The organism is Chryseobacterium sp. HNCC26DJ241, from assembly GCF_057180505.1.
The window spans coordinates 436608-462667 of the sequence record NZ_JBXUGL010000001.1 but is presented as its reverse complement, the minus strand read 5'-3'; the positions used below and the strand labels follow the sequence as shown (position 1 = coordinate 462667).

At 33.4% G+C, this 26060-nt stretch carries 24 protein-coding genes; 16 read left to right on the top strand and 8 right to left on the bottom strand.

Annotation, left to right across the window (positions count from 1 at the left end):
* Window positions 1–5: 5 nt before the first annotated feature.
* Window positions 6–1424, bottom strand: a complete 1419-nt coding sequence (locus AC2A1C_RS02115) for an anthranilate synthase component I family protein (RefSeq protein ID WP_484022993.1) — start codon at window positions 1422–1424, stop codon at window positions 6–8.
* 268 nt (window positions 1425–1692) lie between these two features.
* Between AC2A1C_RS02115 and AC2A1C_RS02110 the strand changes: the two genes are divergently transcribed.
* From AC2A1C_RS02110 to AC2A1C_RS02070, 9 genes are all read left to right on the top strand, one after another.
* A complete protein-coding gene (locus tag AC2A1C_RS02110; RefSeq protein ID WP_484022991.1) occupies window positions 1693–1935 on the top strand; it encodes a hypothetical protein in 243 nt (80 codons plus the stop codon).
* An 8-nt stretch (window positions 1936–1943) separates the two neighbouring features.
* A complete protein-coding gene (locus AC2A1C_RS02105; RefSeq protein WP_484022989.1) occupies window positions 1944–2312 on the top strand; it encodes a c-type cytochrome in 369 nt (122 codons plus the stop codon).
* 290 nt (window positions 2313–2602) lie between these two features.
* Window positions 2603–4300, top strand: a complete 1698-nt coding sequence (gene lysS, locus AC2A1C_RS02100; RefSeq protein ID WP_484022988.1) for a lysine--tRNA ligase — start codon at window positions 2603–2605, stop codon at window positions 4298–4300.
* A gap of 151 nt (window positions 4301–4451) precedes the next feature.
* Entirely contained in the window at window positions 4452–5873 is a 1422-nt protein-coding gene (locus AC2A1C_RS02095) for a T9SS type A sorting domain-containing protein (RefSeq protein WP_484022987.1), read from the top strand.
* 232 nt (window positions 5874–6105) lie between these two features.
* On the top strand, window positions 6106–8040 hold the full coding sequence (gene gyrB, locus AC2A1C_RS02090; protein ID WP_484022985.1) for a DNA topoisomerase (ATP-hydrolyzing) subunit B: 1935 nt from the start codon (window positions 6106–6108) through the stop codon (window positions 8038–8040).
* 89 nt (window positions 8041–8129) lie between these two features.
* On the top strand, window positions 8130–8549 hold the full coding sequence (locus AC2A1C_RS02085) for a DUF5684 domain-containing protein (protein WP_484022983.1): 420 nt from the start codon (window positions 8130–8132) through the stop codon (window positions 8547–8549).
* Between the two features lie 60 nt (window positions 8550–8609).
* Window positions 8610–9428, top strand: a complete 819-nt coding sequence (locus tag AC2A1C_RS02080) for a DUF3298 and DUF4163 domain-containing protein (protein WP_484022982.1) — start codon at window positions 8610–8612, stop codon at window positions 9426–9428.
* 45 nt (window positions 9429–9473) lie between these two features.
* Entirely contained in the window at window positions 9474–10325 is an 852-nt protein-coding gene (locus AC2A1C_RS02075) for a diacylglycerol/lipid kinase family protein (protein ID WP_484023158.1), read from the top strand.
* A 229-nt stretch (window positions 10326–10554) separates the two neighbouring features.
* Window positions 10555–11673 carry a DNA polymerase III subunit gene (locus AC2A1C_RS02070; protein WP_484022980.1) on the top strand — a complete coding sequence of 373 codons (1119 nt, stop codon included), beginning with the start codon at window positions 10555–10557 and terminating at the stop codon, window positions 11671–11673.
* A gap of 33 nt (window positions 11674–11706) precedes the next feature.
* On the opposite strand, the gene AC2A1C_RS02065 is transcribed toward AC2A1C_RS02070, so the two are convergent.
* Complete coding sequence (locus AC2A1C_RS02065) at window positions 11707–11913, bottom strand: hypothetical protein (RefSeq protein WP_484022978.1); 207 nt, start codon at window positions 11911–11913, stop codon at window positions 11707–11709.
* A gap of 167 nt (window positions 11914–12080) precedes the next feature.
* On the opposite strand from AC2A1C_RS02065, the gene AC2A1C_RS02060 reads away from it, so the two are divergent.
* From AC2A1C_RS02060 to AC2A1C_RS02045, 4 genes are all read left to right on the top strand, one after another.
* Entirely contained in the window at window positions 12081–12707 is a 627-nt protein-coding gene (locus AC2A1C_RS02060) for a TetR/AcrR family transcriptional regulator (protein ID WP_484022976.1), read from the top strand.
* Window positions 12691–14010, top strand: coding sequence for a TolC family protein (locus tag AC2A1C_RS02055; RefSeq protein WP_484022975.1), 1320 nt, complete (start codon window positions 12691–12693; stop codon window positions 14008–14010). Before AC2A1C_RS02060 ends, AC2A1C_RS02055 begins: the two co-directional genes overlap by 17 nt.
* Before the next feature lie 20 nt (window positions 14011–14030).
* Complete coding sequence (locus AC2A1C_RS02050) at window positions 14031–15146, top strand: HlyD family secretion protein (RefSeq protein WP_484022974.1); 1116 nt, start codon at window positions 14031–14033, stop codon at window positions 15144–15146.
* A gap of 105 nt (window positions 15147–15251) precedes the next feature.
* Window positions 15252–16832, top strand: coding sequence for a DHA2 family efflux MFS transporter permease subunit (locus AC2A1C_RS02045; RefSeq protein WP_484022972.1), 1581 nt, complete (start codon window positions 15252–15254; stop codon window positions 16830–16832).
* A 57-nt stretch (window positions 16833–16889) separates the two neighbouring features.
* Here the strand turns inward: AC2A1C_RS02045 and AC2A1C_RS02040 are convergent, their stop codons facing one another.
* Both AC2A1C_RS02040 and AC2A1C_RS02035 read right to left on the bottom strand, forming a co-directional pair.
* Window positions 16890–18476: a patatin-like phospholipase family protein gene (locus AC2A1C_RS02040; protein WP_484022971.1), complete on the bottom strand. Its 1587-nt coding sequence runs from the start codon at window positions 18474–18476 to the stop codon at window positions 16890–16892.
* Window positions 18477–18530: 54 nt separating this feature from the next.
* Entirely contained in the window at window positions 18531–19430 is a 900-nt protein-coding gene (locus AC2A1C_RS02035) for a magnesium transporter CorA family protein (RefSeq protein WP_484022969.1), read from the bottom strand.
* A gap of 159 nt (window positions 19431–19589) precedes the next feature.
* Between AC2A1C_RS02035 and AC2A1C_RS02030 the strand changes: the two genes are divergently transcribed.
* A complete protein-coding gene (locus AC2A1C_RS02030; RefSeq protein WP_484022967.1) occupies window positions 19590–20612 on the top strand; it encodes a 3-oxoacyl-ACP synthase III family protein in 1023 nt (340 codons plus the stop codon).
* Window positions 20613–20674: 62 nt separating this feature from the next.
* Here AC2A1C_RS02030 and AC2A1C_RS02025 read toward each other — a convergent pair whose 3' ends face one another.
* The 4 genes from AC2A1C_RS02025 to hpt all read right to left on the bottom strand — a co-directional run bounded on the left by AC2A1C_RS02025 (window position 20675) and on the right by hpt (window position 23579).
* Window positions 20675–21310, bottom strand: coding sequence for a porin family protein (locus tag AC2A1C_RS02025; protein ID WP_484022965.1), 636 nt, complete (start codon window positions 21308–21310; stop codon window positions 20675–20677).
* Window positions 21311–21328: 18 nt separating this feature from the next.
* Entirely contained in the window at window positions 21329–22312 is a 984-nt protein-coding gene (gene obgE, locus AC2A1C_RS02020) for a GTPase ObgE (RefSeq protein ID WP_484022963.1), read from the bottom strand.
* A gap of 101 nt (window positions 22313–22413) precedes the next feature.
* Complete coding sequence (locus tag AC2A1C_RS02015; protein ID WP_484022961.1) at window positions 22414–22992, bottom strand: adenylate kinase; 579 nt, start codon at window positions 22990–22992, stop codon at window positions 22414–22416.
* Window positions 22993–23024: 32 nt separating this feature from the next.
* On the bottom strand, window positions 23025–23579 hold the full coding sequence (hpt, locus tag AC2A1C_RS02010; protein ID WP_484022960.1) for a hypoxanthine phosphoribosyltransferase: 555 nt from the start codon (window positions 23577–23579) through the stop codon (window positions 23025–23027).
* A 131-nt stretch (window positions 23580–23710) separates the two neighbouring features.
* Between hpt and AC2A1C_RS02005 the strand changes: the two genes are divergently transcribed.
* Both AC2A1C_RS02005 and AC2A1C_RS02000 read left to right on the top strand, forming a co-directional pair.
* On the top strand, window positions 23711–24997 hold the full coding sequence (locus tag AC2A1C_RS02005; protein ID WP_484022958.1) for an adenylosuccinate synthase: 1287 nt from the start codon (window positions 23711–23713) through the stop codon (window positions 24995–24997).
* A gap of 216 nt (window positions 24998–25213) precedes the next feature.
* On the top strand, window positions 25214–26041 hold the full coding sequence (locus tag AC2A1C_RS02000; protein ID WP_484022957.1) for an energy transducer TonB: 828 nt from the start codon (window positions 25214–25216) through the stop codon (window positions 26039–26041).
* Window positions 26042–26060: the final 19 nt, after the last annotated feature.

The window sequence follows — 26060 nt, the reverse complement described above, 5'->3', positions numbered from 1 at the left end:
TGTGGTTAAATTTTTTCTGCTTTACTAATTGCTTTTTTCAAAGCTCCTAATTTATTATTCACTTCCTGAAGTTCACTTTCGGGATTTGATTTTGCAACTAATCCGGCTCCTGCTTGATAGAATAATGTATTGTTCTTACTCAAAAAAGTACGGATCATAATTGCCTGATTGCAACTTCCGTCAAATCCTACAAAACCAATACAACCAGCATAATAACTTCTGGAAGTTTTCTCGTGTTCGTCAATCAGTTGCATTGCTCGATATTTTGGAGCACCGCTTAAAGTTCCTTGTGGAAAAGTGGTGGCAATCATTTCGTACGGATTCTGATTTTCTGAAATTTCTGTAACTACTTCAGAAACCATGTGAATAACGTGCGAAAAAAAATGAATTTCTTTGAGTTTGGTCACAGTTGTATTTTTTCCATGAATGCTCAAATCGTTTCTTGCTAAATCTACAAGCATAGTATGTTCCGCATTTTCTTTCGGATCTTTCTTGAGTTCTTCTGCGTTTTCGAAGTCTTTTTCTACATTTCCTGTTCTTCGGAAAGTTCCTGCAATCGGATGGACAATCGCTTTTTTGTTTTTTATAATTAATTGACTTTCAGGGCTTGATCCGATTAATTTATAATCTCCATAATCGAAGAAAAATAAATAAGGAGACGGATTGATATTTCGTAAAGCACGATATACATTGAATTCATCACCTCTGAATTTTTGCTCAAATCTTCGGCTCAAAACCAACTGAAAAACATCGCCACGAAAACAATGTTTTTTTGCAAATTCCACAGATTGCAGATATTCTTCATCGGTTAAATTAGAAGTTTCGTCATCGATGGTTTCAAAAGGAAAAACCGGCGCATTTTTTTGGTGAATTAAATTTTCTATCGTAGAAATTTCAGAGTTCAGACCTTCAATTTTATTTTCGATCAGGAACATTTCATCATTAAAATGATTAATGGCAATTACATATTGATACAATCTGTAGCGCATCAGCGGAATTTTATTTTCTTCCGATTGTTCCTTGAATTTTATGTTTTCAAAAAAAGGAATCGCATCATAACTGGTATATCCGAAAAATCCCTGTGCTTGTTTTCCTATTTCCAGATTGGGTGTTTCACATTCAAAACATTTGGAAAAATCTTGAAGCAAATCAGACAATTTTTGATCTTGAAGACTAATTTTTTCAGGGTTTTGTAGCGGAAATTTTAGCTCGGCTTCTTCATAATTACGGATCTCAATTCCTGCAATTGCATTCACACAAATGAATGAAAAACTGTTTTCAGAATTTTGATTTCCGGCACTTTCCAGAAGAATGGTATCACGAAACTGATCCCGCAAACGCAGATAAATTCCGATCGGTGTAAAAAGATCTGCTAATTGGGATTTTACGTTGGTTTTGAGTTTTATGGTTGTACTGAATTCCATCAGATTCAAATTTTTAAAAGTTTCAATAAAAAAAAGACTTTAACAAGAATTTGTCAAAGTCTTTTGATGTTTTAATTATGTATTTCAAACAAAACGATAATGCTTCAAGACCTTTGACAAGATTTTGAGTTCCACCACCAAGTTTTGTTTACTGCAATTTTCATTAAGGCAAATTTAACTATCATTTTTGAATAAACAAATAATTTTTTGGAAAATTTAAATGGAATCTAAAACCGAAAATCTTATTTTTGTAAAAATTTTAAAAACAATGAAAAAAGTATTAGCAATTGCATTTATAGGAAGTTTATCATTAGTAGGTTGTAAAAAAGCGCCGGATCATTCATTACAAGACAGCAATACTATGTTGCAGGAACCGGAAAATAAAGTAGTAGATTCTGCTGCCATGAAAGCACCTGTCGATCAAGGAGCTGAAAGTGCCAATACACCTTCTGCAAAACCTGCGGAAAATTCTGCAGCACCGGCAAAAGTTGATTCTGCTGCTGCAAAATAATTTTTAAAATGAGAAAAACCATTTTTTTATTGGGCTTCATTGCTGTTTTTTCCTGTTCTAAAAAAGAAGAAAAACCAGTTGAGGGAACACCTTTAAAAAAGGAAATAGCTGAAGGTAATAAAAATCTTCCCGGATATCAGTTGATTTTGGGTTCTGATTGTCTGAGTTGTCATAAAGATAATGAACCATTTGTAGGGCCTTCTTATTCTGAAATTGCTGCAAAATATTCTGAAAAAGACATAGAATTACTGTCTTCTAAAATAATAGAAGGTGGAAGTGGAAATTGGGGAGAAGTTCCGATGCAGCCACATCCGCAGATTTCTAAAGAAGATGCCAAAAAAATGGCAGAATATATTTTGTCTCTGAAAAAGAAATAATTTTTTTAGCAATATATTTTGAAAGACAGCAATTTCGGCTGTCTTTTTTATTTGGAAATTTTCAATGCATGGCAGAAATCTAAAAATATATTTTACCACAAAAGAAAGGTTTTAAATAAAATAAGAAATTTTCAAAATAGAAAAAAGTGAATTGCCTTCATTGTCTGCTTTTTTGGACTTTTGAAAAACTTAAAAAAGTATAAAAATCTTTTGTTTCTATTGTGGCGAATTTTTGTCATATATTTAAACTGAAAATTCTTAATTTTGCCACTCGAAAAAAACAGAAAAAAATGTCATTATCTGAACAGGAAATTATACGCCGACAAAAACTTGAAGAACTTGGGAAAATGGGAATTAATGCATTCCCGGCAGATGAATATACCATCACTGATACTACAGAATCTATAAAACAGGATTTTTCTGAAGGAAAATCTGTGAAAATCGCCGGAAGATTAATGTCTCGAAGAATTCAGGGAAAGGCTTCATTTGCTGAACTTCAGGATTCTAAAGGAAGAATTCAGGTATATTTTAATCGAGACGAAATTTGTACTGGAGAAGATAAAACGTTATATAACGAAGTGTATAAACACCTTTTAGATATTGGTGATATTATTGGTGTTGAAGGTGAGTTGTTCACTACACAAGTTGGAGAAAAGACTGTTATGGTGAAAAATTTTACGCTTTTAACAAAATCTCTTCGTCCGCTTCCGCTTCCAAAAGTAGATGCAGAAGGAAATGTGCACGACGCTTTCGTTGATCCTGAATTACGTTACAGACAGCGTTATGCAGATTTGGTGGTGAATCCTCATATCAAAGAAGTTTTTGTGAAAAGAACAAAATTGTTCAATGCGATGCGTACTTTTTTCAATGATGCAGGATATTTTGAAGTGGAAACTCCTATTTTACAATCAATTCCTGGTGGAGCGGCAGCAAGACCTTTCATCACGCATCATAATGCTTTGGATATTCCTTTATATTTAAGAATTGCAAACGAATTATATCTGAAAAGACTTATTGTTGGTGGATTTGACGGTGTGTACGAATTTTCTAAAAATTTCCGTAATGAAGGAATGGACAGAACCCACAATCCGGAATTTACAGCAATGGAAATTTATGTAGCTTACAAAGATTACAACTGGATGATGGATTTTACGGAGAAATTGTTGGAATTCTGCGCAGTTTCCGTTAATGGAACTACAGAATTTCAATTTGGAGAACATACAATTAATTGGAAAGCTCCATATCCAAGAATTTCCATGACGGAAGCGATACAAAAATTTACAGGTTTTGACATTACAGGAAAAACGGAAGACGAACTTAGAGAATTTGCAAAATCTATCGGAATTGAAGTGAATGAAACAATGGGTAAAGGAAAATTGATTGATGAGATTTTCGGCGAAAAATGTGAAGGAAATTTTATTCAGCCTACTTTCATTACCGATTATCCGATCGAGATGTCCCCTTTAACCAAAAAACACCGAAGCAAAGAAGGTCTTACAGAACGTTTTGAATTAATGGTTTGTGGAAAAGAAATTGCAAATGCTTATTCAGAATTAAACGACCCGATTGACCAGAGAGAACGTTTTGAAGAACAATTAAAACTTTCTGAAAAAGGTGATGATGAAGCCATGTTTATTGATCAGGATTTCCTAAGAGCTTTAGAATACGGAATGCCTCCAACTTCCGGATTAGGAATTGGCATGGATCGTTTAATAATGTTTTTAACGAATAACGAATCGATTCAGGAAGTGTTATTTTTCCCGCAAATGCGTCCTGAAAAAACTACTCCACAAGTGGAATTAGGCGAAGATGAAAAAGTAATTCTTGAGATTTTGAATTCTCAGGAAGAACCGTTTGCTTTGGCTGAAGTGAAAGAAAGAAGTCAACTTTCCGGTAAAAAATGGGACAAGGCTTCTAAAAATCTAACCAAACATAATTTGGTGAAAGTGGAGAAAATTGATGAGAATCTTTTAATGAAATTGGTGTAAGTTATCTTATTATATTTATTTGAAAAAGCGGACTTTAAAGTTCGCTTTTTTTGTTTTTAACGAATTCTAATTCAGATGTATTGAATACTCATTTGCACATAAATGTATAGTTATTGTTTTTTACATTTGAATTAAACAAAAAATATAAATCATGAAAAAAATAATTATTACTTTCTTTTTGTTGGCTTTAGCAAGCTCTAAAGCACAAATTACACTTAAAAAAGATACTAGTTTTGGAAATAATGGTGTTGTAGTTATAGAAAATGGTATACAATACTTCTTGTCTATTTATTTTGAAAATGATAAGATTATACTATCTTATCCATGGGGTCCAGATACAGATGGTATTGCAGTTAAATTTATAAGAATAAACAACAATGGAACTTTAGATTCTACTTTCGGAATTGATGGTAAGATTTCTGTTACGAAATTGGGATTTGATGAGCAATTGCCTTTTTTTGCTAACGAATCGTATGTATATCTTTATCCCGGAAGAAAATATCTAGCAAATGGAATGTTAGACTATAGCTTTGGTAATTCTGGCGCATTAGATATTAATGGAGAACATAGATACTTTAAAGTATTACCAGATAATAAAATTTTGCTAAGAACCGAAAATAAATTTTGTAAGTATACATCTACTGGAAATATAGATATTACTTATGGTAATAACGGTTGTCAATTGATAGATAGCTCAATACCACCAATTTCTGATCCGTTTAGTATTGGTTTCAACGATATTTTACTCAAAGATAATTATATCTACGAGCGTCCTAATTCAAATGCTAAAGAAGTCACCTATTACAGAAAAATTGATATCAATTCAGGTAATTTGGATCTTTCTTATGGAGATAACGGAAAAGGAAGAATATCAGATATTCCAGTTTTTCATAAAGGCTATTCTGTAAATGAAAATGACGGTTCTATAATAAATATGATTAGTGACAAAGATGATTATTCTGGTCACTATTATCTTACCAGAACAAAGCCGGACGGTAATTTGGATTTGAACTTTGGAAATATGGGTGAGATAAATATTAATGATAGCTATTCTAACGGATCGCACTTTCATGTATTATTAGCTTCAGATCATAATGATAACACATTTGTTTTAGAGCAACCCAAAACAGGGGAATTTTATAATGGCATTACTTGTTACTCTCGTTCAGGTAATCAATTATTGATCAATAATGAGCTAATGCATATTGTGGATACAAATTCGTTTCCATTTAGTGCAATAGATACTAATTTAATTGTAAAAGATAATTATCTCTATTTATTTTATTTGTCAGGAATTGTAGTAAGATATATCATTAATTATGATGCATTATCCATTTCTGAAAATAATGCTGAAAATTCAATTCAAATAAATAATCCATTTAAAGATCAACTAACTATTAAATCAAATGAAAAAATTAAGAAAGTTGAAATTGTAGATATGAGTGGTAGAATTGTGCTCTCATATCATCAAGTACAAAATATAAATACTGAAAGTCTTGCAAAAGGAATGTACATCATCAAAATAACAACAGAATCTAACAAACAAATAATAAAAAAGGGAATCAAAGAATGATAAGAGCTTAAAAGTGGAATTGATATTCCGCTTTTTTATTTTAAAAAATTTCGCTGAATATTTGTGGAAAACTTCTTATTTTAGAGAGTTTTTAAAACTTTCATATCCCGATTTTTTTTACGATATTTGTGAGCATTCTTTTAAAAAGAAAAACAGTAAAGAAGCAAGAAAAAAGATCGATGAAAAAGTCTTTATTCTTACTTCTTTTTTCTAAAAAGTCTAAAAAATATATATGAGTCAAAAACAATATACAGCAAGTAGTATTCAGGCATTGGAAGGAATGGAGCACGTTCGTATGCGTCCTTCCATGTACATTGGTGATGTAGGAGTGAGAGGTCTTCACCACTTGGTTTATGAAGTAGTGGATAATTCCATAGATGAAGCTTTGGCGGGATATTGTGATACCATTACAGTCTCCATAAAAGAAGGTAATGCTATCGAAGTTACAGATAACGGTCGTGGTATTCCTGTAGATTTTCACGAGAAAGAACAAAAATCTGCTCTTGAGGTGGTAATGACCAAAATCGGAGCAGGAGGTAAATTTGATAAAGATTCTTACAAAGTTTCCGGAGGTCTTCACGGAGTTGGAGTTTCCTGTGTGAATGCTCTTTCTAATGAAATGATTACCACTGTTTACAGAGACGGAAACGTTTATCAGCAAGTATATTCCAGAGGAAAAGCGCAAACGGAAGTAGAAGAAATTGGAAAAAGCGACAAAAGAGGAACCAAACAGTTTTTTCAGCCGGATGATACTATTTTTACGGAATTAGTTTACAATTACGATACATTAGCAAATCGTTTAAGAGAACTTTCTTATCTTAATAAAGGAATTACCATTACTTTAACAGATGAAAGAGAAAAACTGGAAGACGGTTCTTTCAAAACAGAAGTTTTCCATTCGGAAGGTGGATTAAAAGAATTTGTAGAATATATCGATGGAAGCCGTGAATCAATCATGGAACATGTAATCTTCATGGAAGGAGAACGTGATGATATTCCGGTAGAAGTTGCGATGCGTTACAATACTTCTTTTAATGAAAATCTACATTCTTATGTGAATAATATTAATACACATGAAGGAGGAACACATTTAGCAGGTTTTAGAAGAGCTTTAACAAGAACTTTGAAAAAGTATGCGGATGATTTGGGAATTCCACAAAAAGAAAAAGTAGACATCACAGGTGATGATTTCCGTGAAGGTCTTACTGCAATTGTTTCCGTAAAAGTAATGGAGCCGCAGTTTGAGGGGCAAACCAAAACAAAATTAGGAAATTCTGAAGTTTCCGGAGCAGTAGATAAAATTGTAGGCGAAATGCTTACCAATTTCCTTGAAGAAAATCCGAATGAAGCGAAGACGATCGTTCAGAAAGTTGTTTTAGCTGCAAAAGCAAGACAAGCTGCAAAAAAAGCCCGCGAAATGGTGCAAAGAAAATCACCAATGGGCGGAAGCGGACTTCCGGGAAAACTTTCCGACTGTTCTTCAAAAGATCCGGCAGAATCAGAGATTTTTTTAGTAGAGGGAGATTCCGCAGGTGGAACTGCAAAACAAGGTCGTGATCGACATTTTCAGGCAATTTTACCATTGAGAGGTAAAATTTTGAATGTCGAAAAATCAATGCTTCATAAAGTTTATGATAATGAAGAAATCAAAAATATTTATACTGCTTTAGGAGTTTCTGTAGGAACGGAAGAAGATTCCAAAGCATTGAATATGTCTAAACTTCGCTATCACAAAATTGTGATTATGACCGATGCTGATATTGATGGTTCTCACATTTCTACCCTTATTCTTACTTTCTTCTTTAGATATATGAAAGAGTTGATTGAAAATGGTTATGTTTATATAGCTTCACCACCATTATATTTGTTGAAAAAAGGTAATAAAAAAATCTATGCGTGGAACGAAAAAGAGCGTGAAGAAAAAACTCTTGATATGTCTGCAGATGGAAAAGGTGTTGAAGTTCAGCGTTATAAAGGTCTTGGAGAGATGAATCCGGAGCAACTTTGGGAAACCACTCTTAATCCTGAAAACAGAACTTTGAAGCAGGTAACAATAGAAAATGCAGTGGAAGCAGATTCTGTTTTCTCCATGTTGATGGGAGATGAAGTTCCGCCAAGAAGAGAATTTATCGAAAAAAATGCAGTTTATGCTAATATTGATGCATAGAAGCAAAAAAAGTATATTAAATTTTTAAAAAAACTATTGAATATTTCAATAGTTTTTTTATTTTAGCATAAACTTTTAAAACTCAAATTATGAATCTTACTATTTTACAGTATGATGCTTCTTATGACGGAGCTGGTGCAGCTGCAGCTGCAGGTATGGGAATCGGAATAATGATTTTCTATTTGATTGTGTATTTATTTTATGGATTTTGTATGTACAAAATTTTCCAAAAAGCAGGAAGAGATGATGCTTGGGCTGCATTTATTCCATTTTACAATATTATTGTACTTTTGGATATCATAAAAAAGCCGCTTTGGTGGATTGTTCTGTTTTTAATTCCATTCGTTAATCTTTATGCCAGTTGGGTTACGAACGACAGATTAGCTAAAGGTTTTGGAAAAGAAACTCCTTTATACACTATTTTGCTTTTCTTTTTAGGCTTTATTTTTATTCCTGTTTTAGCTTTTGGAAGTGATACATTTGATAAGAATAGAATTCCTAATGACTAAACAATAAAACATAAATAACAAAACCGTTCAAATTTTGAACGGTTTTTTAAATTTTGCCTTATGAAAAAACTTGTATTTTTATTTTTAATTTCCACGCTTTTTGCAGTTTCTTGTAAAAAAAAGGAATCAAAATCAGAGAGCGTTACCATTAAAGAAAATGCTCCGCAAAAATTTGAAATAGATTCTGTTGTGGTAAAAGATTCTGCTAAAATTACAGATTCTCTTGTTTTAAAATATTATGATAAAACATTAGTATTTCCTTCTATTAAGGAAAAAGCTCTATTAGACAGTATTTACTTTTTTGTACCGAAACTACAAGATTTTTCAAAAAAAGGAATTAAAACTTATCTGGAAACAGAGAGATCCAATTTTTATGAATCTACCCAAAAAGAAAATAAAGACTGGCTTGCACAGATAGATTATTCCCAAGAATGGTATCAGAATAGCGATATGGAGGTCGTTTCTATTCAGAATGAGTATTTGCACATCCAATATAGTGGTAGTTCATATATGGGTGGAGCGCATGATAATTATTATTTCAATGAAAGAGTTTTTGATTTAAAAAATAAGAAAAGGCTGGTATTATCAGATATTACTTCTATGAACAATGAAGCAATTTCTAAAATTTTGATGAAAAACATCAACAAAATGCCAAGTGGAACTACTGATGAAAATGGAAACGTAGATAATATTGAAATGCTTTTAGTAGAAAAAATTCCTGCAACAGAGAATTTTTATTTTGATAGAAAAAACCTTTACTTTCACTACAGTCCTTATGAAATTGCAGCTTTTGCAGCCGGAGATATTGTAATTCCAATATCATGGCAAGAAATTGGAAACAATTTGAACCCGGAATTTAAGAAAAGAATGAAATTATGATAAAGAATGCTTCTCAACAGGAAGCATTTTTATATTTTTGTTCCGATGGAAAGAGTCGCTTTTATAATCAATCCTTTTTCGGCAAAAAAAAATTACAAACCTTTTCTTGAAGAATTGAAAAGGAAAGTAAAAAATCCCAACTATTATATTTCAGATTCTATCGAAGGAACGGATGAGTTTATTCGTAGAAATTTTGATAAAACGGATATTTTCGTGGCTATCGGTGGAGACGGCACTATTTCTACGGTTGCAAAAAACCTTATTGATACGGAAAAAATTCTGGCAATATTTCCTGCAGGTTCAGGGAATGGTTTTTCCCGAGAAACCAATTTTAATAAGAATTTGGATAAACTTTTATCTAAAATTGAAAGCAAAAACTACAGATTGATTGATACTTTCACCGTCAATGAAAAACTTTCAATCAACGTTTCAGGGACGGGTTTTGATGGTAAAGTTGTGAAAGAATTTGAAAAAACAAGTCGGGGATTTAAAAATTATGTGAAAGTTTCCATCACTACTTTCTTGAATTACAAGCCGATCAAAGTGAAATTTATCACCGAAAATTTGAAACAATATAGCGGTAAATATCTGATGCTGAATGTCGCCAATACAAGACAATTCGGAAACAATGCTTATATCGCACCAAAAGCCAGCAAAAGTGACGGTTTGGTAGATATTGTTTTGGTGAAAAAATTTCCGATGCATTATGCTTTGTTGTTTGCTTTTAGAATGTTTAATAAAACGTTGAAAGACGATCAATACGTTACTTATCTTCCTGTTTCCGAGGCAGAATTTAAAGTGAATACCAAGAATTGGCATATTGATGGAGAATTCAATAAAATTCCTTCTCCTGTTCATGTTAAAGTTTCGCCTAAAAGTCTTAGAGTTTTGGTTTGATTTCAGTAACTTTTGATTACTAATTTGAAGAATGAAAAATAGAGCTTACAAAATGTAATCTGTCTAAAAATCTTAATGTTAGAAATAATAATAAGCAAAGTTTATTTTAGGAAATTAAGAGAAATACTATTGATTAGAACTTAAACAAGCTCTTAAAAACACTTCGAAACTTTCGGAGCATTTTTTTAGAAATTGAAAAATAGTCTTTGCAAATCATTATCTTTGATGCATGAACTGGCAAGATATTGTAGGGCAGGAAAATCTTAAAAATCTCCTCAAAGAAAGTATTGATAATAATAGAGTGAGCCACGCTCAGCTTTTTGTAGGTAAAGAAGGTTATGGAGTTTTTCCATTGGCTTTGGCTTATGCACAGGAAATTTTGTCTCGTGAAAATGAGCATGCAGCTTCTAAAGTTCAGCATCTTAATCATCTGGATCTGCATTTTAGTTTCCCTGTTTTTACCGAAAAAAATAATTCTTTGAGCAAACGTTTTTTTGAAGAATTCCGGGAAATGATCCTTGAAAATCCGTATTCTGATTTTGAAGATTTTACCAGAATTTTAGAATCCGAAAACAAACAGTTCTTTATTTCTGCTGATGAAATGGACGAGATCGGTCAAAAATTTTCCCTTAAAAGTTTTGAAGGCGGTACAAAAATCCTGATTGTATGGAGAGCCGATAAAATGAACCAATCTGCTGCCAATAAATTTTTAAAATTTTTGGAAGAACCTCCTGCAAAAACCATTATTATTCTCAATGCTGAAAGTACAGACAGCATTTTGCCAACGATTCTTTCCCGAACACAAATTGTTGAAATTCCGAGAATAGATGAAGAAAAAATAGTTGAGGTTCTACAGGAAAAATTTAATCAGGAAGGAGACAGAATTCATGAAATTGTGTTTCAGTCTCAGGGAAATTTTAATGATGCTTTGAAGCAAATTCGCTCCGGAAATGTAGTCTCGGAATTTGAAGAACTTTTTGTTCAGTGGGTTCGGGAAGCCTTTATGGTGAAGAAAAAACCTGAGCTTCTGAAAAATATCATTCGATGGGCGAGAGAAATTGCATCCTGGAATCGGGAAAAGCAGAAAAGTTTTCTGGAATACTGTTCGGAGATTTTTCGCCTTGCACTGATGCAGAATTATGGTTCTATGAATTTGGTTTACAAAAAAATCAATATCAATAATTTTAACTGGGAAAAATTTTCAGGATACGTTCACGGAGCTAATATTGAACATATTCTTGAGGAAATTTCCACAGCGGATTATCACTTGGAACGCAATGGAAATTCCAAAATAGTATGGACAGATTTGGGAATAAAATTATCCAGATACATCCACAAAAATTCATAAAAAAAGTGAACCAATCGGTTCACTTTTTATAATTTAAGCTACTTTTTTAGCTTTTGTTGCTTTCTTGTCTTTTGCATCTTTGGAATCACAACTTTTGTGATTGTCTGCACATGCTTTTTTGTCTTTTGTAGAACATTCTTTTTTGTTTTTACCGGCACAACATCCATCTTTCTTTGGTGTTTCTTGTGCAAAACCTAAAGTAAATAGGCCGATTGCCAGAATTGAGATTACTTTTTTCATATTTTAAATTTTTTATAGTTCCAAAGATAATGATTTTTTGAATATGTTTTAGCCGATACTTAAATCTCTAAATCATTTTAAGAATAATTTAATAAAAAGAAATTCAATCAATCGTTTGATTATTTTAAATAATTGTTTACATTTGCATTCGAATTTCATTAAAGAATATGGTTTCAAAAGAAGAAAATATATTATTGAGTGCCGAAAAACTCTTTGCTGAAAAGGGTTTTGATGGGACTTCCACTCGAGAAATTTCCAAAGCGGCGAATGTGAATATCTCTATGATTTCCTATTATTTTGGTTCGAAAGAAAAATTATATGAGAAACTGGTAGAATTCAGGATGAATGAAGGGCGCTTTTTTTCAGAAGATATTTTGGAGAGAACTGACCTCAATGAATGGGAAAAAATAGAGAGAATAGTTGATCAGTTTATAGACAGAGTACGAAAACAAAAGTGTTTTTACAGAATCATGCAAAGAGAGCAGCTGCATGCAGAAAATCCGCAAATTGTTGAATTTCTTAAGCAAGCAAAAATGGGTTTTATTTCTATGTATTCAAAAATTCTGGAAAGTGGACTAGAAAAAGGAATTTTTAAGAAAAATCCGGCAATCTATCTATTACATTCCACAGTGAGTGGAACATTGTTTTATGCTTCCAATGGAAAGGAAATGTACAAAGAATTTCTGAATAATGAAGAAGACGATGAAATTTTTGAAGAGAAATATTATCAGGAACTTAATCAACATATAAAATATTTATTAAAAGACCTTTTAGGTTATGAAGAGAATGTATAATCAGGCATTATTAATGATGCTTACTGCTTTTGGAACCTTGTATTACGCTCAGGAAACCAAAATGCTGACACTGGATGAAGCTGTGAATTTAGGAATTCAAAATTCCAAATCACTGAAAATAGATGCGGCTAAAATAGATGAAGCTACAGCCAATTATCTAAATGCTAAAAATAATAAATTACCAAATTTTAAAGTTTCTGCTTCGGCACTTGCATTGGCAAATGCTGAGGTAGATTTGAAAATTTTACCAAAATCGCAGGGAGGAAATAGCACACCGAAAGCCAACTCTGCATTTTTTGGAAGTGCAAATTTTTCGTTACCACTTTACGCAGGAGGAAAAATAAAATACGGAATACAATCTGCCGAATATCTTGTAGAAGCTGCCAAACTTTCTGCTGAAAATGATAAAACAGCAATTGCTTATAATGTAGCGCAAGCGTATAACAATTTATTTAAAGCGAATCAGACAATAAAAGTTTTAAAGGAAAATTTGAAAGCTGCCGAAGAAAGAGACAAAAATTTTCTGAATCTTGAAAATAATGGTGTAATTGCAAGAAATGACCGGTTGAAAGCTAATCTACAGACTTCTAATATCGAACTTCAGCTTTTGGATGCTGAAAACAATTACAATATTGCCAATATCAATATGGATTTGCTTTTGGGACTTCCGGAAAGTACAGCTATTGAAGTAGATCAGACGTACATTTCTGAAAATCTTAAGGAAGAAAATGTGTCTTATTATTTAGATGAAGCCTTTAAAAACAGAAAAGATTTGCAGGCTTTGGATTATCAGAAAAAAGCAGCAGAATTGGGAACGAAAGCAGCAAAAGCCGAAAATCTTCCCACAATTGCTTTGACAGCGGGCTATATTGCGGCAGATGTTCCAAAAATTCTTACCGTTTATAATGCAGCGAATATCGGACTGGGAATTCAGTACAATCTTTCCAATCTTTGGAAAAAGAATGCTTCACTGATGAATGCAGAAGCTCAAATTAAAAAATTGGATGCAACCAATGAAATGATCAATGATCAGATAAAATTGGAAGTGAATCGTGACTTTCAGAATTATCTTTTAGCTAAAAAAAAGATTGACGTTTATGAAAAAGCAGTAGATCAGGCTAATGAAAATTTCAGAATTACAAAAAATAAATACAATAACGGTCTGGAAACCATTACCAATTTGCTTGATGCAGATGCAGCGCAGATTTCAGCAAACGTAAATGTAGTCAATGCAAAAGCAGATGCCGCTTTAGCATACAGAAAATTATTACAAACCACAGGAATTTCAATTTCAAATCAATAGTAAAAACTATAAAAAATAAAATGGAAAATACGAATACAATGCAGGAAAACCAACCAATTCAGGAAACTAAAAAAAAGAGATCTATTGTTTTTCCGATAATTTTAGGAGTCTTCATCCTTGCAATTGGATATTTTGCTTACAGACAGATTACATACAGCCAATATCATGAAGAAACTGATGATGCTCAGATCACAACCAATATGGCACCTGTCGTTTCTAAAATTTCCGGATATATTAAGGAAGTAAAAGTAAAAGATAATCAGTTTGTACATAAAGGTGATACTTTGGTAGTTTTGGATAACAGAGATCAAAAAATGGCAGTGGAACAAGCACAAGCAGCATTAGGAACAGCACAAAGTAATGTTGCTATTGCACATGCTACAGCAAATGCAGCTTCTAAAAATATTAATATTTCCAATGCGGCAGTAGCTACAGCCAATGCGCAAATAGAAGCAGCAAAAGTAAATGTTTGGAAAACAACTCAGGATTTGAACAGGTATTCCAACCTTATAAAAGATCATTCTATTACTCAGCAACAATATGAGCAGGTTTTGGCTGCAAAACAATCTGCGGACAGACAACTTCAGGTTTTGATAGATCAGAAAAATCAGGCTGCTCAGCAAATAGGAGTGGTTGCTTCTCAAACGAATGCTACATCTCAACAAATTGGTTCAGCAGATGCGATGGTAAAGCAAAAAGAAGTAGATGTAGAAAATGCAAGATTAAACCTTTCTTACACTGTAATTGTAGCTCCGGAAGATGGGTATGTTTCCAAAATTCCTGTTCAGACGGGGCAGTTTATTCAGGCAGGTGCTCAGCTTTTTAGCTTGATTAGAAATAATAATGTTTGGGTGGTTGCTAATTTTAAAGAAACTCAATTGAATAAAATGATAGAAGGACAAAAAGTGGAAATAAAAATTGATGCTTTTCCAAAAGAAAAATTTGAAGGAGTTGTTACTTCTTTCTCTCCTGGAACAGGTTCTTCATTCTCTATTTTACCTCCGGATAATGCAAGCGGAAATTTTGTAAAAGTGGTGCAAAGAGTTCCGGTAAGAATAGATTTTGTAAATCTAAATAAAGAAATTGCCAAAAAACTTCGTGCCGGAATGAATGTTTCTGCTGAAGTATCACTATAATATTAAATTTTGAACTGTTTTCTTATGATTAAAAGTTCTTTCAGAATTCAAAAATATTGAAAGGATTGAAAGCAGTTTTCATAAACTAAAAAAGTCCTATAATAAATGGATCAGAATAATTTAGTTGAATTTGGAGTACGACGTGTAATTATCACCATTACCGCAATTCTGTGTGCACTTTTGGAAATTGTGGATACTACAATCGTGAATGTTGCTCTGAACGAAATGAAAGGAAATTTAGGAGCCACACTTTCTGAAGTAGGTTGGGTAATTACAGCTTATGCGATCGGGAATGTAATAATTGTTCCGATGACAAGCTGGCTTTCGCAACAATTTGGAAGGAGAAATTATTTTGCAGCTTCCATTATGATATTTACCATTTGTTCTTTTCTTTGCGGAAATGCTACCAATATTTGGGAATTGGTATTTTTCAGATTGATGCAGGGAATTGGAGGAGGAGCATTGCTGGTAACTTCACAAACGATTATTACGGAATCTTATCCTGTTGAAAAAAGAAGTATGGCTCAAGCAATTTATGGATTGGGTGTTATTATTGGTCCTACTTTAGGTCCACCTTTAGGAGGATATATTGTGGATAATTTCAGCTGGCCTTATATTTTTTACATCAATATTCCGATTGGGATTGTTGCAGCGATTATGACACTTCAGTTTGTAAGAAGTCCGAAATATGCGGAAAAAAGAAAAGCAAAAGATGTGGATTGGTTGGGAATCGGATTACTTGCTGTTTTTGTAGGTTCACTGCAATATATTCTGGAAAAAGGACATGAAGATGATTGGTTTGAAAGTAATACTATTATTATTTTAACCATAGCTGCATCGCTCGGATTTATATTATTTTTGTGGAGAGAGCTTACATTCCGCTATCCAATTGTGGAATTAAGGGTTTTAAAAAATGGTAATCTGAGGATCGGAACCGTAATGTCCTTTATTTTAGGATTTGGATTATATGGTTCTACATTTATTATTCCGTTGTTTACACAAAGTATTTTAGGTTGGACTGCTTTACAATCAGGAGCTTTAATGATTCCGGCAGCTTTGACTACCGCTTTTATGATGCCACTGATTGGTAGGCTTTTATCAAAAGGTGTAAAACAGCAATATCTTGTAGCATTAGGATTTTTGATTTTCTTTGTTTACAGTTTTTGGGGGTACAAAATTTTGACACCTGATGTAGGAAAAAGTGATTTTTTTTGGATGCTGATCGTTCGTGGAATGGGACTGGGATTATTATTTATCCCGATTACAACTTTAGCATTAAGTACATTAAAAGGACAAGAAATAGGACAAGGAGCAGCATTTACAGGAATGATGAGACAATTGGGAGGTTCTTTCGGAATTGCGGTGATTACTACATTTATAGCCAATGAAACTTCTAAACATTCGGCATATCTTGCAGAAAATTTGAATGTAAATGATTTTGATGTTCAGCAGAGAATTGTCGCTTTGAAAGCCAATTTTATGGCAAAAGGAATGACACCTGATGTTGCCTTGCAGTCGGCTTATAAAATTCTTAATTTATCTGTTTTGAAGCAGGCTTCCGTTCTTTCGTATATGGATGTGTTCCTCTATTTGGGAATTATGTTTCTTATTTGTATTCCATTTGTATTATTTGTAAAACAAAGAAAAGGAAAAGAAAAGGTAGATCTGGGTGAAGCCATGCATTAGATATAAAACCTCCAAAAAGGAGGTTTTTCTTATTTTTAATAAACCAATTCATATTCCTTATCCCACACTTGGAGTATCTTCTTCCTTCAGGATTTTTTTCTCTTTCATGGCTACCATCATACGTTCATATTTATATTTTTCCCAATCAAAATTATTAAGGAAATCCAGAGCGGCAGAAAATCCGGCATTGAAAAGCTGTTCCTTTTCTTCTTTTTTCATAAAGAAATTCAGCCAGTTGCTTGTTCCGCAATTCACGGTTTTAATGCTGAATAAATGGTAAAAAGTATGCTTCATAAGAAAAGACTTATCATTGAAACCTTTCAGAGTACCAATAATATTTCCTGCGTACGAAAACGGAGTTTTTAAAATCTGTTCACTGGTTTTTCCTTTTTCAGATACGATTTCGGAATCACCCGTCAGTTGCACTCCAAACAAAGGTAACCTCGGATAGAAGATGTCACTGGTATGAAAAACATCAATAGGAAAGTTGGATATGCTTCCACCATCAATAAAAATTCCGATGGGAGAAATATCTTCCGGTGGTGTATTCATCCAGAATTTCCATGCATATTTTACAGAATCATCATCTTTGTTGATTCTCTTCTGCATCGGCTCAAAAAAGAAAGGAACTGACATGGATGCTCTCACAAATTCTGCGGGACTGATGTGTTTCAGCTCTTCTTCAGGCCAATAGAGATTGGCCATTCTCGGGAGTTCAACTTTTATTTTTGCATTGATATCGGTGGTTATTACAGTATATTCAGATTTCAGTCGATAGAAAGGATTATTTTTATAATAGATATTATCAACGGCACTTTCATAAAAAGTTCTGTAGCGTGTTTCATCAATATGTTCCGCATTCTTATTTTTGATGTCCTGAATTTTTTTCAGAGCAATATCATAAAATTCTTGTTCATTTCCGTAGCGATAGAGTAGGTTGAGTTTCCAATCTTTTTGCACAAATTTATTGTTGAGATCGGCCACGGTTTTTATTCCGAAATCGTCAAGAGCTTTTTTCATAGTATTTGAAAAAATGACTCCGGGATTCAGTCCGCTGTTTCTTTTTTTGAAATCATTATATACTTTTCTGAAGCAAAAAAATACAATGGTAATGGGAATTAATGGCAAAAGAAATAGCAATTTCGTAATCAGTGGTGTCTGAAATGGAATAACAAATGGAGCTACGAGAAAGATAAACGCAATAAAACCAATAATAATGGCATTTATTTTAAAGAAATTTTTATTGTTCAACATAGAATGGATGGTGGTTTTTATATACGTTTTTCCATCCATGAAATCTGCAAAATTCCAATTAAAAAGAATTTCACTTATGATCTTGCTTTTGGGTTCTTCTTTGGTTTTGCAGGCAGCAATCAGCATTGTATTGATGGCTCCTGCACTGGTACCGGCTATTCTTAAAAAACGGATTCCGAAAATTTCCAGTCCGTATAGATATCCTACTAATGCACTTCCCCAAACTCCGCCTCCTTCCTGTACAAATTCTACATATTGGTTTCCGTGAACATCCAAAATATCTGAAAATTCTTTGGATGAGATATTTTCATGAAGAGCTATAAGTTTGTCTTTAGACTCCTGAGAAAGAATCTTTTCTTTGAGAATTGTAGTAAGATCATCAGTTTTCATTAACTAAAATTACTACTATTTTTGATGATCTTGCTAACTATTTTCAGGGTGAAATCACCATTTTTTTCTCCGGAAATAAATAAATGTCACTATTACAATCACAGCCATTAAACCCCATGCTAAAAAATATCCGTATTTATGTCGAAGTTCAGGCATATAATCGAAGTTCATTCCATAAATTCCAGCAATGAAAGTGATGGGTAAAAAATAAACCGAATACATGGCAAGAAGTTTCATCACCTGATTGGCTTTTTGGTCTGTAAGTGCCAGAAACATCGAGATAAGATTGGTGATCTGTGCATTAAGATGATCAAAATCTGCAATTACATCTTTATATTTATCATTAAGATCCATAACTTCTGTTTCTGAAAGTTTTAGTTTTTTCAGATTTTCTACCCATGCTGAAGAGATATTTAGAATACGGGAATTCAGTCCTGCTTTTCTTTTAAGTCTGTACAAGCGACGGATTTGTGCAGAAGTATTGGTGTTTTTTAGAAAAATTTCATTTTCAAGATTATCAAGAATTTCCAAAAGACTTTTGCTTTCATCATCAAAAGATTTCATTACCTTCAAAACCAGCCGTAAAGCAATTTTATCGGGAGTAATCTCTGTTTTTTCTACCAATATTTCTTTTTTATATTCATAGATACTTCTGTTTCGCATCCGATGGATGGTAATAATGAGGTTATCTACAAGGAAAATTCCCAGCTTGGTAGTAATATCACTAATGCTGTTCAGATTACTTCTTTCGAGTTCTGTATTTTCACGGGTGAGAAAAAATTTCACATTTCCGTCTTCCTCATATTTAGGAAGATGATTAGGATCTATAGTATCTTCCAACAGCAGACTATTAATGTTGTAACGCTCATGGAGAAAATTAAGATCTTCTGTGGTTGGTGCTTCTACATCAATCCATTCACAATAATCGTTTCGGTAAATAATTTCGATTGGCATTTCACAAATTTAATGTAAAATCTTATACAGAGCTACAATAGTAGCAAAAGCAGCAAAGTATTTAAAATATTTTTCATTTTTAATTATCTAAAAATAAGTTTCTTCCAATTTTTACTATGTTTTAAATATAATTTATATTTGCGAAAATTATCCCGATTTATGATTAAAAGTATTATCAAAGGAATTGGACATTACGTTCCTGAAAATATCGTTACCAATAATGATCTTTCCCAATTGATGACCACCAATGATGAATGGATCACGGAAAGAACAGGTATAAAAGAAAGACGCCATCGCAAAAACAGATATGATTCTGAAGAAACCACTGCATATCTTGGTTTCAAGGCTTCTGAAAAAGCGATCAAAAATGCAGGCCTCACAGCAAAAGATATTGATTATATCATTTTTGCCACCCTTTCACCGGATTATTATTTTCCGGGTTGTGGAGTTCTTTTGCAGGAAATGCTAGGTTGTGATACAATCGGAGCTTTGGATGTAAGAAACCAATGTTCGGGTTTTGTGTATGCTCTTAGTGTTGCCCATGCATTTATAAAATCAGGTATTTATAAAAATATTTTGGTGGTAGGTGCAGAGATACATTCTTTTGGATTGGATTTTTCCGATGAAGGAAGAGGTGTTTCCGTAATTTTTGGTGATGGAGCCGGTGCTGTTGTTTTATCAGCAACAGAGGATGAAAATGCCGGAAATATTTTATCTGTAAATATGCATTCTGAAGGGAAATATGCAGATGAATTGTGTACCCAATTTCCGGGTTCAAAATTCGGATGGAGCGACAGAATGAGAAAAGAACCGGAAAATGTTACGAATAAAGAAGTGTATCCGATTATGAATGGAAATTTTGTTTTCAAACATGCGGTAACACGATTCCCGGAAACGATGGAGGAGGCTCTGAAATCTGCCGGAAAAACAATTGACGATTTGGATATGTTTATTCCACATCAGGCAAATTTGAGAATTGCACAGTTTGTTCAGCAAAAATTCGGATTACCGGAGAAAAAAATTTTCAATAATATCCAGAAATACGGAAATACAACAGCGGCTTCTATTCCGCTTGCTTTGAGTGAAGCAATAGAACAAGGAAAAGTGAAAAGGGGAGATCTCGTTTTGCTTTCAGCTTTCGGAAGTGGTTTTACTTGGGGAAGTATTTTGTTTGAATATTAAAAAAATAAAATCCGCTTGAAAAAAAGCGGATTTTTTTGTTATGTTTTTAAATTTATTAAAGATTATTTAAAACGATAACCCAATCCAACTTGGAATGAATTGATTTTAGTATCAATTCCAGAATTGTTGATCTTAAACACCCCAAAATTATATCGAGCATCTGCAAATATTTTTTCGGTAAAATAATATTCAGCTCCCACAAAAGGAAATAGGTTTAAGGTTTTTGCATTTTCCTGTTTTCCGCCATTACTTCCATTAATCACAAAATCTGATTTGACAGTCGGATTAAGATTGAGCCCGAAATTCATTCCTCCAAGAAGATTAAATTTTTTATCAAAATAATATTTTCCGGAAATAGGAATTTGCAACTGAGGATAGTGAAAAGTATAGGCTACAGTTCCAATATCGACTACTTCATTTCCAACGAGTTGATGCATTTCCACTTTTGTTTTAGAACCTAATTCTGTATAAATTAGTTCTCCTTGAATTGCAAACTTTTCAGTGAAAAAATGTTCTACAAAACCTCCAACATAAAAATAAGATTTGGATTGAAAATTTCCATATTCTTCCCAAAAACTATCTGCAGAAGAACCCCATTTTAATTTTGAATTGATATATCCCGCTTTTACACCAAAATGTGTTTGCGAAAAAGCCAAAGAAGCTGTGAGCATTAAAAATGATAATAAAATTTTCTTCATATAAATTTTTTTAAATTTTTATCCGTGCAGTTTTTTCCAGATTACGTCTTTCATTTCTGTTAGACCTTCTCCCGTAACTCCGGAAATAAAAATTGGTTGTCTGTTTTCAGGAAATTCGGCGGAGATTTCATTTTTTAGTTCATTGTCCAGAAGATCAGATTTGGAAATGGTGATGATAAAATCTTTATCTAAAAGTTCAGGATTATATTCCTTTAATTCATTTTCCAAAATTTTAAATTCCTGAAAATGATCCTCAGAATCAGCCGGAATCAAAAATAGTAGAATAGAATTTCGTTCAATATGTCTTAAAAAACGATGACCGAGACCTTTTCCTTCCGCAGCTCCTTCAATAATTCCCGGAATATCCGCCATTACAAAAGATTTGTAATTTCTGTAATCTACAATTCCCAGATTTGGAGTTAGAGTAGTAAAAGCATAATCTGCAATTTTTGGTTTTGCTGCTGAAACTGCTGACAGAAGTGTAGATTTTCCGGCATTTGGAAATCCGACTAAACCAACATCGGCCAGAATTTTTAGCTCGAAAGTAATATAACCTTCTTCACCGGGAAGTCCGGGTTGTGCATATCTCGGAGTTTGGTTGGTAGAAGATTTGAAATGCTCGTTTCCGAGTCCGCCTTTTCCGCCTTTCATCAAAATTACTTCTTGTCCGTCTTCCAGAATTTCTCCGATGATTTCACCATATTCATTTTTAGCAATAGTACCAATGGGAACTTCTATGTAGACATCATTTCCGTCTGCTCCGGTTAGTTGGCTTTTTCCTCCGTTTTCGCCACGTTCAGCTTTTACATGTCGTGTATAGCGAAGCGGAAGCAGTGTCCATTCATGGGAATTTCCTTTCATAATGATATGGCCGCCTCTTCCTCCGTCTCCACCATCAGGTCCGCCTTTCGGAATGTATTTTTCCCGACGAAGATGTGCAGAACCAGCACCTCCGTGTCCGGATTGACAATGTATTTTTACGTAATCTACAAAATTGGACATATAATTTTTAGTTGTCGGTTAATAGTTGTCAGTTGTTAGATTTTAATAAGGTTAATGATTTGTTCAGATTCAAAAAACGATTAACCATCAACTAAAAACTATCAACTAAATTTTTGTACTTCTGCAAAAAGTTTTTCGGAAATTTCGTTGATTTCACCAACTCCGTTGATTTCAACATATTTTCCCTGCTGCTTATAAAGTTCGGCTACTTCTGCCGTTTTTGCATAGTATTCCTTTATTCTGTTTCGGATGATTTCCTCATTGCTGTCGTCTGTTCTTCCGCTGGTTTCACCTCTTTTTAAGAGCCTTTGAACTAATGCTTCATCTTCCACAACTAAGGAAAGACAAATATCGATTTCATCATTCAGTTCATCTTTCACAATTTTTTCTAATGCTTCGGTTTGCGCTACCGTTCTTGGATATCCGTCAAAAATAAATCCGTTAGCATCAGTAGGTTTTCTTAATTCTTCCACCAACATATCTATGGTAACCTGATCCGGAACCAATTCGCCTTTATCAATATACGATTTTGCCAGTTTTCCCAGTTCAGTATCATTTTTCATGTTGTATCTGAAAAGGTCGCCTGTTGAAATTTGTTTCAGGTTGAATTTTTCAATTAAATTTTGTGCCTGAGTTCCTTTTCCACTTCCGGGAGGACCAAAGAGAACAATGTTGATCATTTTATAAAATTTATAGTTTTGTGATTTAAAGATTAGTTATTAATTCTTCCGTCTTCCAGTTGGTACAAATCAGAAAGATTTCTTCCCAATTCATCATAATCTAAACCATAGCCGAGAACAAATTTGTTAGGAATTTCTTTTCCTACATAATCTATTTTGAAGTCTTTTTTATACACTTCCGGTTTTAATAATAATGAAGCCAACTTTACAGATTTCGGACGTTGTGTTTCTTTGAAATATTTGAAAAGGCTTTCCACGGTATTTCCCGTGTCTACTATGTCTTCTACCAAAATAATGTGACGGTCTTTCACATCTTTTGTCAGTTCCATTTTTTGGTAAACGATTCCTGTAGATTCTGTTCCGGCATAAGAGCTCATTTGGATAAAGGCAATTTCGCATTTTCCGGGATAATGTTTCAGAAGGTCTGAAAAAAACATGATGACTCCATTCAAAACACCAATAAAAACTGGGGTTTCGTCTTTGTAATCTTCATAAATTTTAAGAGCTGTTTCTTTTACGATTTCCTGAATTTCAGCGTCCTGTAGATAAGGAACGAAAGTTTTGTCGTGAATTTGAATACTTTCCATAAAGTTTTTACAAAGTGCAAATTTAAGGATTTTTGAGGTTTTGGTGAAATTATAAGATATTGTTTTCCACAATTTTTGGCAGCCACTTATTTTAAAACTATTTTTGTGAGAATCTAATAAAAAGTAAAAATATGTCAACTTACGTAGTTGTAGGTCTTCAATATGGAGACGAAGGAAAAGGAAAAATCACGGATGTTTTATCGGCAAAATCAGATTATGTAGTGCGTTTTCAGGGAGGTGATAACGCGGGTCATACGGTTTATGTAGGCGATGAAAAATTTGTTCTTCACCTGCTTCCTTCCGGAGTTTTGCAATGCAAAGGAAAGTGTATCATTGCAAACGGAGTAGTAGTTAATCCAAAATCGTTCATCAAAGAAATTGAGCAAATTGAAAGTAAAGGCATGAAAACCGATCACGTTTTCATCAGCAGGAGAGCGCATGTTATTATGCCTTACCATATTTTGCTCGACACATATCGAGAAGAAGAGCAAGGCGGAACGCAAATCGGAACGACCAAAAAAGGAATCGGACCTTGCTATGAAGACAAAATTGCAAGAGTGGGAATCCGAATGGTCGATCTTTTAAATCCTGAAGTTTTAAGGGAAAAAATTGAAAAGAATCTCAAAGTAAAAAATTCTCTTTTCGAAAAATATTTTGAAAAACCAACTCTGAATGTTGATGAAATTTACAATGAATTTTTAGAAATTGGGAAAAAACTCCAAGACAGAATTGTAGATACGGAATTGGAAATTAATCAGGCAATCTATGACGGGAAAAATATTTTATTTGAAGGAGCGCAAGCTCTGATGTTGGATATTGACTTCGGAACGTATCCTTATGTTACATCTTCGTCGCCTTCTACAGGTGGAGTTTGTACAGGAGCCGGAGTTCCGCCTACAAGTTTACAGAATTTGATTGGCGTTGCAAAAGCCTATTGTACAAGAGTTGGAAACGGGCCTTTTCCTTCCGAATTGGATAATGAACTGGGAGAGCATATCCGAAAAGTCGGGCATGAATTTGGAGCAACAACAGGAAGACCAAGAAGAACAGGTTGGCTGGATTTGGTTTCTCTGAAACACGCTTGTATGATTAACGGAATCAATAATTTGGTGATTACTAAATTAGACGTTCTTACAGGAATTCCAACCCTGAAAATTGTTACAAAATATAAAACCGAAGACGGAAAAATTATAGATTATTTCACCTCTTCCACTACCAAATTGTATCATTACGAATCTATTTATGAAGACTTGCCGGGTTGGGAAGAAGATCTTACGAAAGTAAGAAGCTATGACGAACTTCCTGAAAATGCAAAAAAGTACATAGAATTTATCGAACAATATTTAGGTATTAATGTATATCTCGTTTCCGTAGGGCCAGAAAGAAGCCAAAATATTATACGGAAAGAATTATTTTAAAAAATTTTTTAATAGCATAGAATCTCCCTGAAAATGGGAGATTTTTTATTTTTTAGAAATGTAAAATTATTAATATTCTAATGATTTTAAATAACGTTTAATTTATTATTAAAATTTTGGCAAAACTTTTGATATGGATTTTAGTACTTATCGATAAGTTTTACAAAACTAATAATCATCATTGAATTTTTATTTTTTAACCAAAATTTTTTAATGATGAAACATCTACTACACAACACAGAATTTCGATTAAATGAAATTGTTTTTCAAGGGCGGAATAAAGCCTATGGAGCGTACACTTTGCGACAGGAATCAGATTGGATATTGACCAAATCCATGATGGTTGGAGTTGCACTTTTTGGATTATTTGCAGCAACACCTTTCGTGATGAACGCTTTTAAGAGCGATAAAGTAATTATCGAAACACCAACTGGTCCTTTTGAAATTATTAATGTTGAAGAAGTCCCTGAAATAAAGCCTCCAAAAGAAGAACCGCAACAGCAGCAAAAAGTAAATACAGCAAACACACAGATTCCAACACCGACAAGTAAACCTTTAAAAGAAGATCCGCCTGCTACTGATAAGGAAAGACAAAATGCAGTGGATGGATTTAAAAAAATTGTAGGAAATCCGCCTGTTGTAAATGTTCAGCCTCCGACTACAATTCCGGGAGAAGGAAACAAAACTATTACAGATCCACCTGTTGTTCCAAAAAAAGTTGATAATGGCAACTCTATTCCGACAAAAGTAGATGTGGAAGCAGATTTTACTGGTGGAATAAAAGCTTTCAGAGACAAAGTGGTTCAGAATTTTGATACTTCTGATTTCGAAGGTTCGGGTGAAAAAATTTCCACCACAATTACATTTATTGTAGAAAAAGACGGTACTATTTCGGGTATAAAAGCTAATGGAAATGATGCCAATTTTAACAAGGAAGCTGAAGCAACAATTAAAAAAGTAAAAGGAAAATGGATTCCTGCTCAGATTAAAGGCGAACCTGTTCGCAGTTATTTCAGGTTTCCGATTTCCATGATGTTCGAATAAATTTTTTGATAACCGATGT

Bases quoted from the DNA above. Each gene is read 5' to 3' on its own strand.
- AC2A1C_RS02115 (WP_484022993.1), bottom strand. From the start codon at position 1,424: ATGGAATTCAGTACAACCATAAAACTCAAAACCAACGTAAAATCCCAA.
- AC2A1C_RS02110 (WP_484022991.1), top strand. From the start codon at position 1,693: ATGAAAAAAGTATTAGCAATTGCATTTATAGGAAGTTTATCATTAGTA.
- AC2A1C_RS02105 (WP_484022989.1), top strand. From the start codon at position 1,944: ATGAGAAAAACCATTTTTTTATTGGGCTTCATTGCTGTTTTTTCCTGT.
- lysS (WP_484022988.1), top strand. From the start codon at position 2,603: ATGTCATTATCTGAACAGGAAATTATACGCCGACAAAAACTTGAAGAA.
- AC2A1C_RS02095 (WP_484022987.1), top strand. From the start codon at position 4,452: ATGAAAAAAATAATTATTACTTTCTTTTTGTTGGCTTTAGCAAGCTCT.
- gyrB (WP_484022985.1), top strand. From the start codon at position 6,106: ATGAGTCAAAAACAATATACAGCAAGTAGTATTCAGGCATTGGAAGGA.
- AC2A1C_RS02085 (WP_484022983.1), top strand. From the start codon at position 8,130: ATGAATCTTACTATTTTACAGTATGATGCTTCTTATGACGGAGCTGGT.
- AC2A1C_RS02080 (WP_484022982.1), top strand. From the start codon at position 8,610: ATGAAAAAACTTGTATTTTTATTTTTAATTTCCACGCTTTTTGCAGTT.
- AC2A1C_RS02075 (WP_484023158.1), top strand. From the start codon at position 9,474: ATGGAAAGAGTCGCTTTTATAATCAATCCTTTTTCGGCAAAAAAAAAT.
- AC2A1C_RS02070 (WP_484022980.1), top strand. From the start codon at position 10,555: ATGAACTGGCAAGATATTGTAGGGCAGGAAAATCTTAAAAATCTCCTC.
- AC2A1C_RS02065 (WP_484022978.1), bottom strand. From the start codon at position 11,913: ATGAAAAAAGTAATCTCAATTCTGGCAATCGGCCTATTTACTTTAGGT.
- AC2A1C_RS02060 (WP_484022976.1), top strand. From the start codon at position 12,081: ATGGTTTCAAAAGAAGAAAATATATTATTGAGTGCCGAAAAACTCTTT.
- AC2A1C_RS02055 (WP_484022975.1), top strand. From the start codon at position 12,691: ATGAAGAGAATGTATAATCAGGCATTATTAATGATGCTTACTGCTTTT.
- AC2A1C_RS02050 (WP_484022974.1), top strand. From the start codon at position 14,031: ATGGAAAATACGAATACAATGCAGGAAAACCAACCAATTCAGGAAACT.
- AC2A1C_RS02045 (WP_484022972.1), top strand. From the start codon at position 15,252: ATGGATCAGAATAATTTAGTTGAATTTGGAGTACGACGTGTAATTATC.
- AC2A1C_RS02040 (WP_484022971.1), bottom strand. From the start codon at position 18,476: ATGAAAACTGATGATCTTACTACAATTCTCAAAGAAAAGATTCTTTCT.
- AC2A1C_RS02035 (WP_484022969.1), bottom strand. From the start codon at position 19,430: ATGCCAATCGAAATTATTTACCGAAACGATTATTGTGAATGGATTGAT.
- AC2A1C_RS02030 (WP_484022967.1), top strand. From the start codon at position 19,590: ATGATTAAAAGTATTATCAAAGGAATTGGACATTACGTTCCTGAAAAT.
- AC2A1C_RS02025 (WP_484022965.1), bottom strand. From the start codon at position 21,310: ATGAAGAAAATTTTATTATCATTTTTAATGCTCACAGCTTCTTTGGCT.
- obgE (WP_484022963.1), bottom strand. From the start codon at position 22,312: ATGTCCAATTTTGTAGATTACGTAAAAATACATTGTCAATCCGGACAC.
- AC2A1C_RS02015 (WP_484022961.1), bottom strand. From the start codon at position 22,992: ATGATCAACATTGTTCTCTTTGGTCCTCCCGGAAGTGGAAAAGGAACT.
- hpt (WP_484022960.1), bottom strand. From the start codon at position 23,579: ATGGAAAGTATTCAAATTCACGACAAAACTTTCGTTCCTTATCTACAG.
- AC2A1C_RS02005 (WP_484022958.1), top strand. From the start codon at position 23,711: ATGTCAACTTACGTAGTTGTAGGTCTTCAATATGGAGACGAAGGAAAA.
- AC2A1C_RS02000 (WP_484022957.1), top strand. From the start codon at position 25,214: ATGAAACATCTACTACACAACACAGAATTTCGATTAAATGAAATTGTT.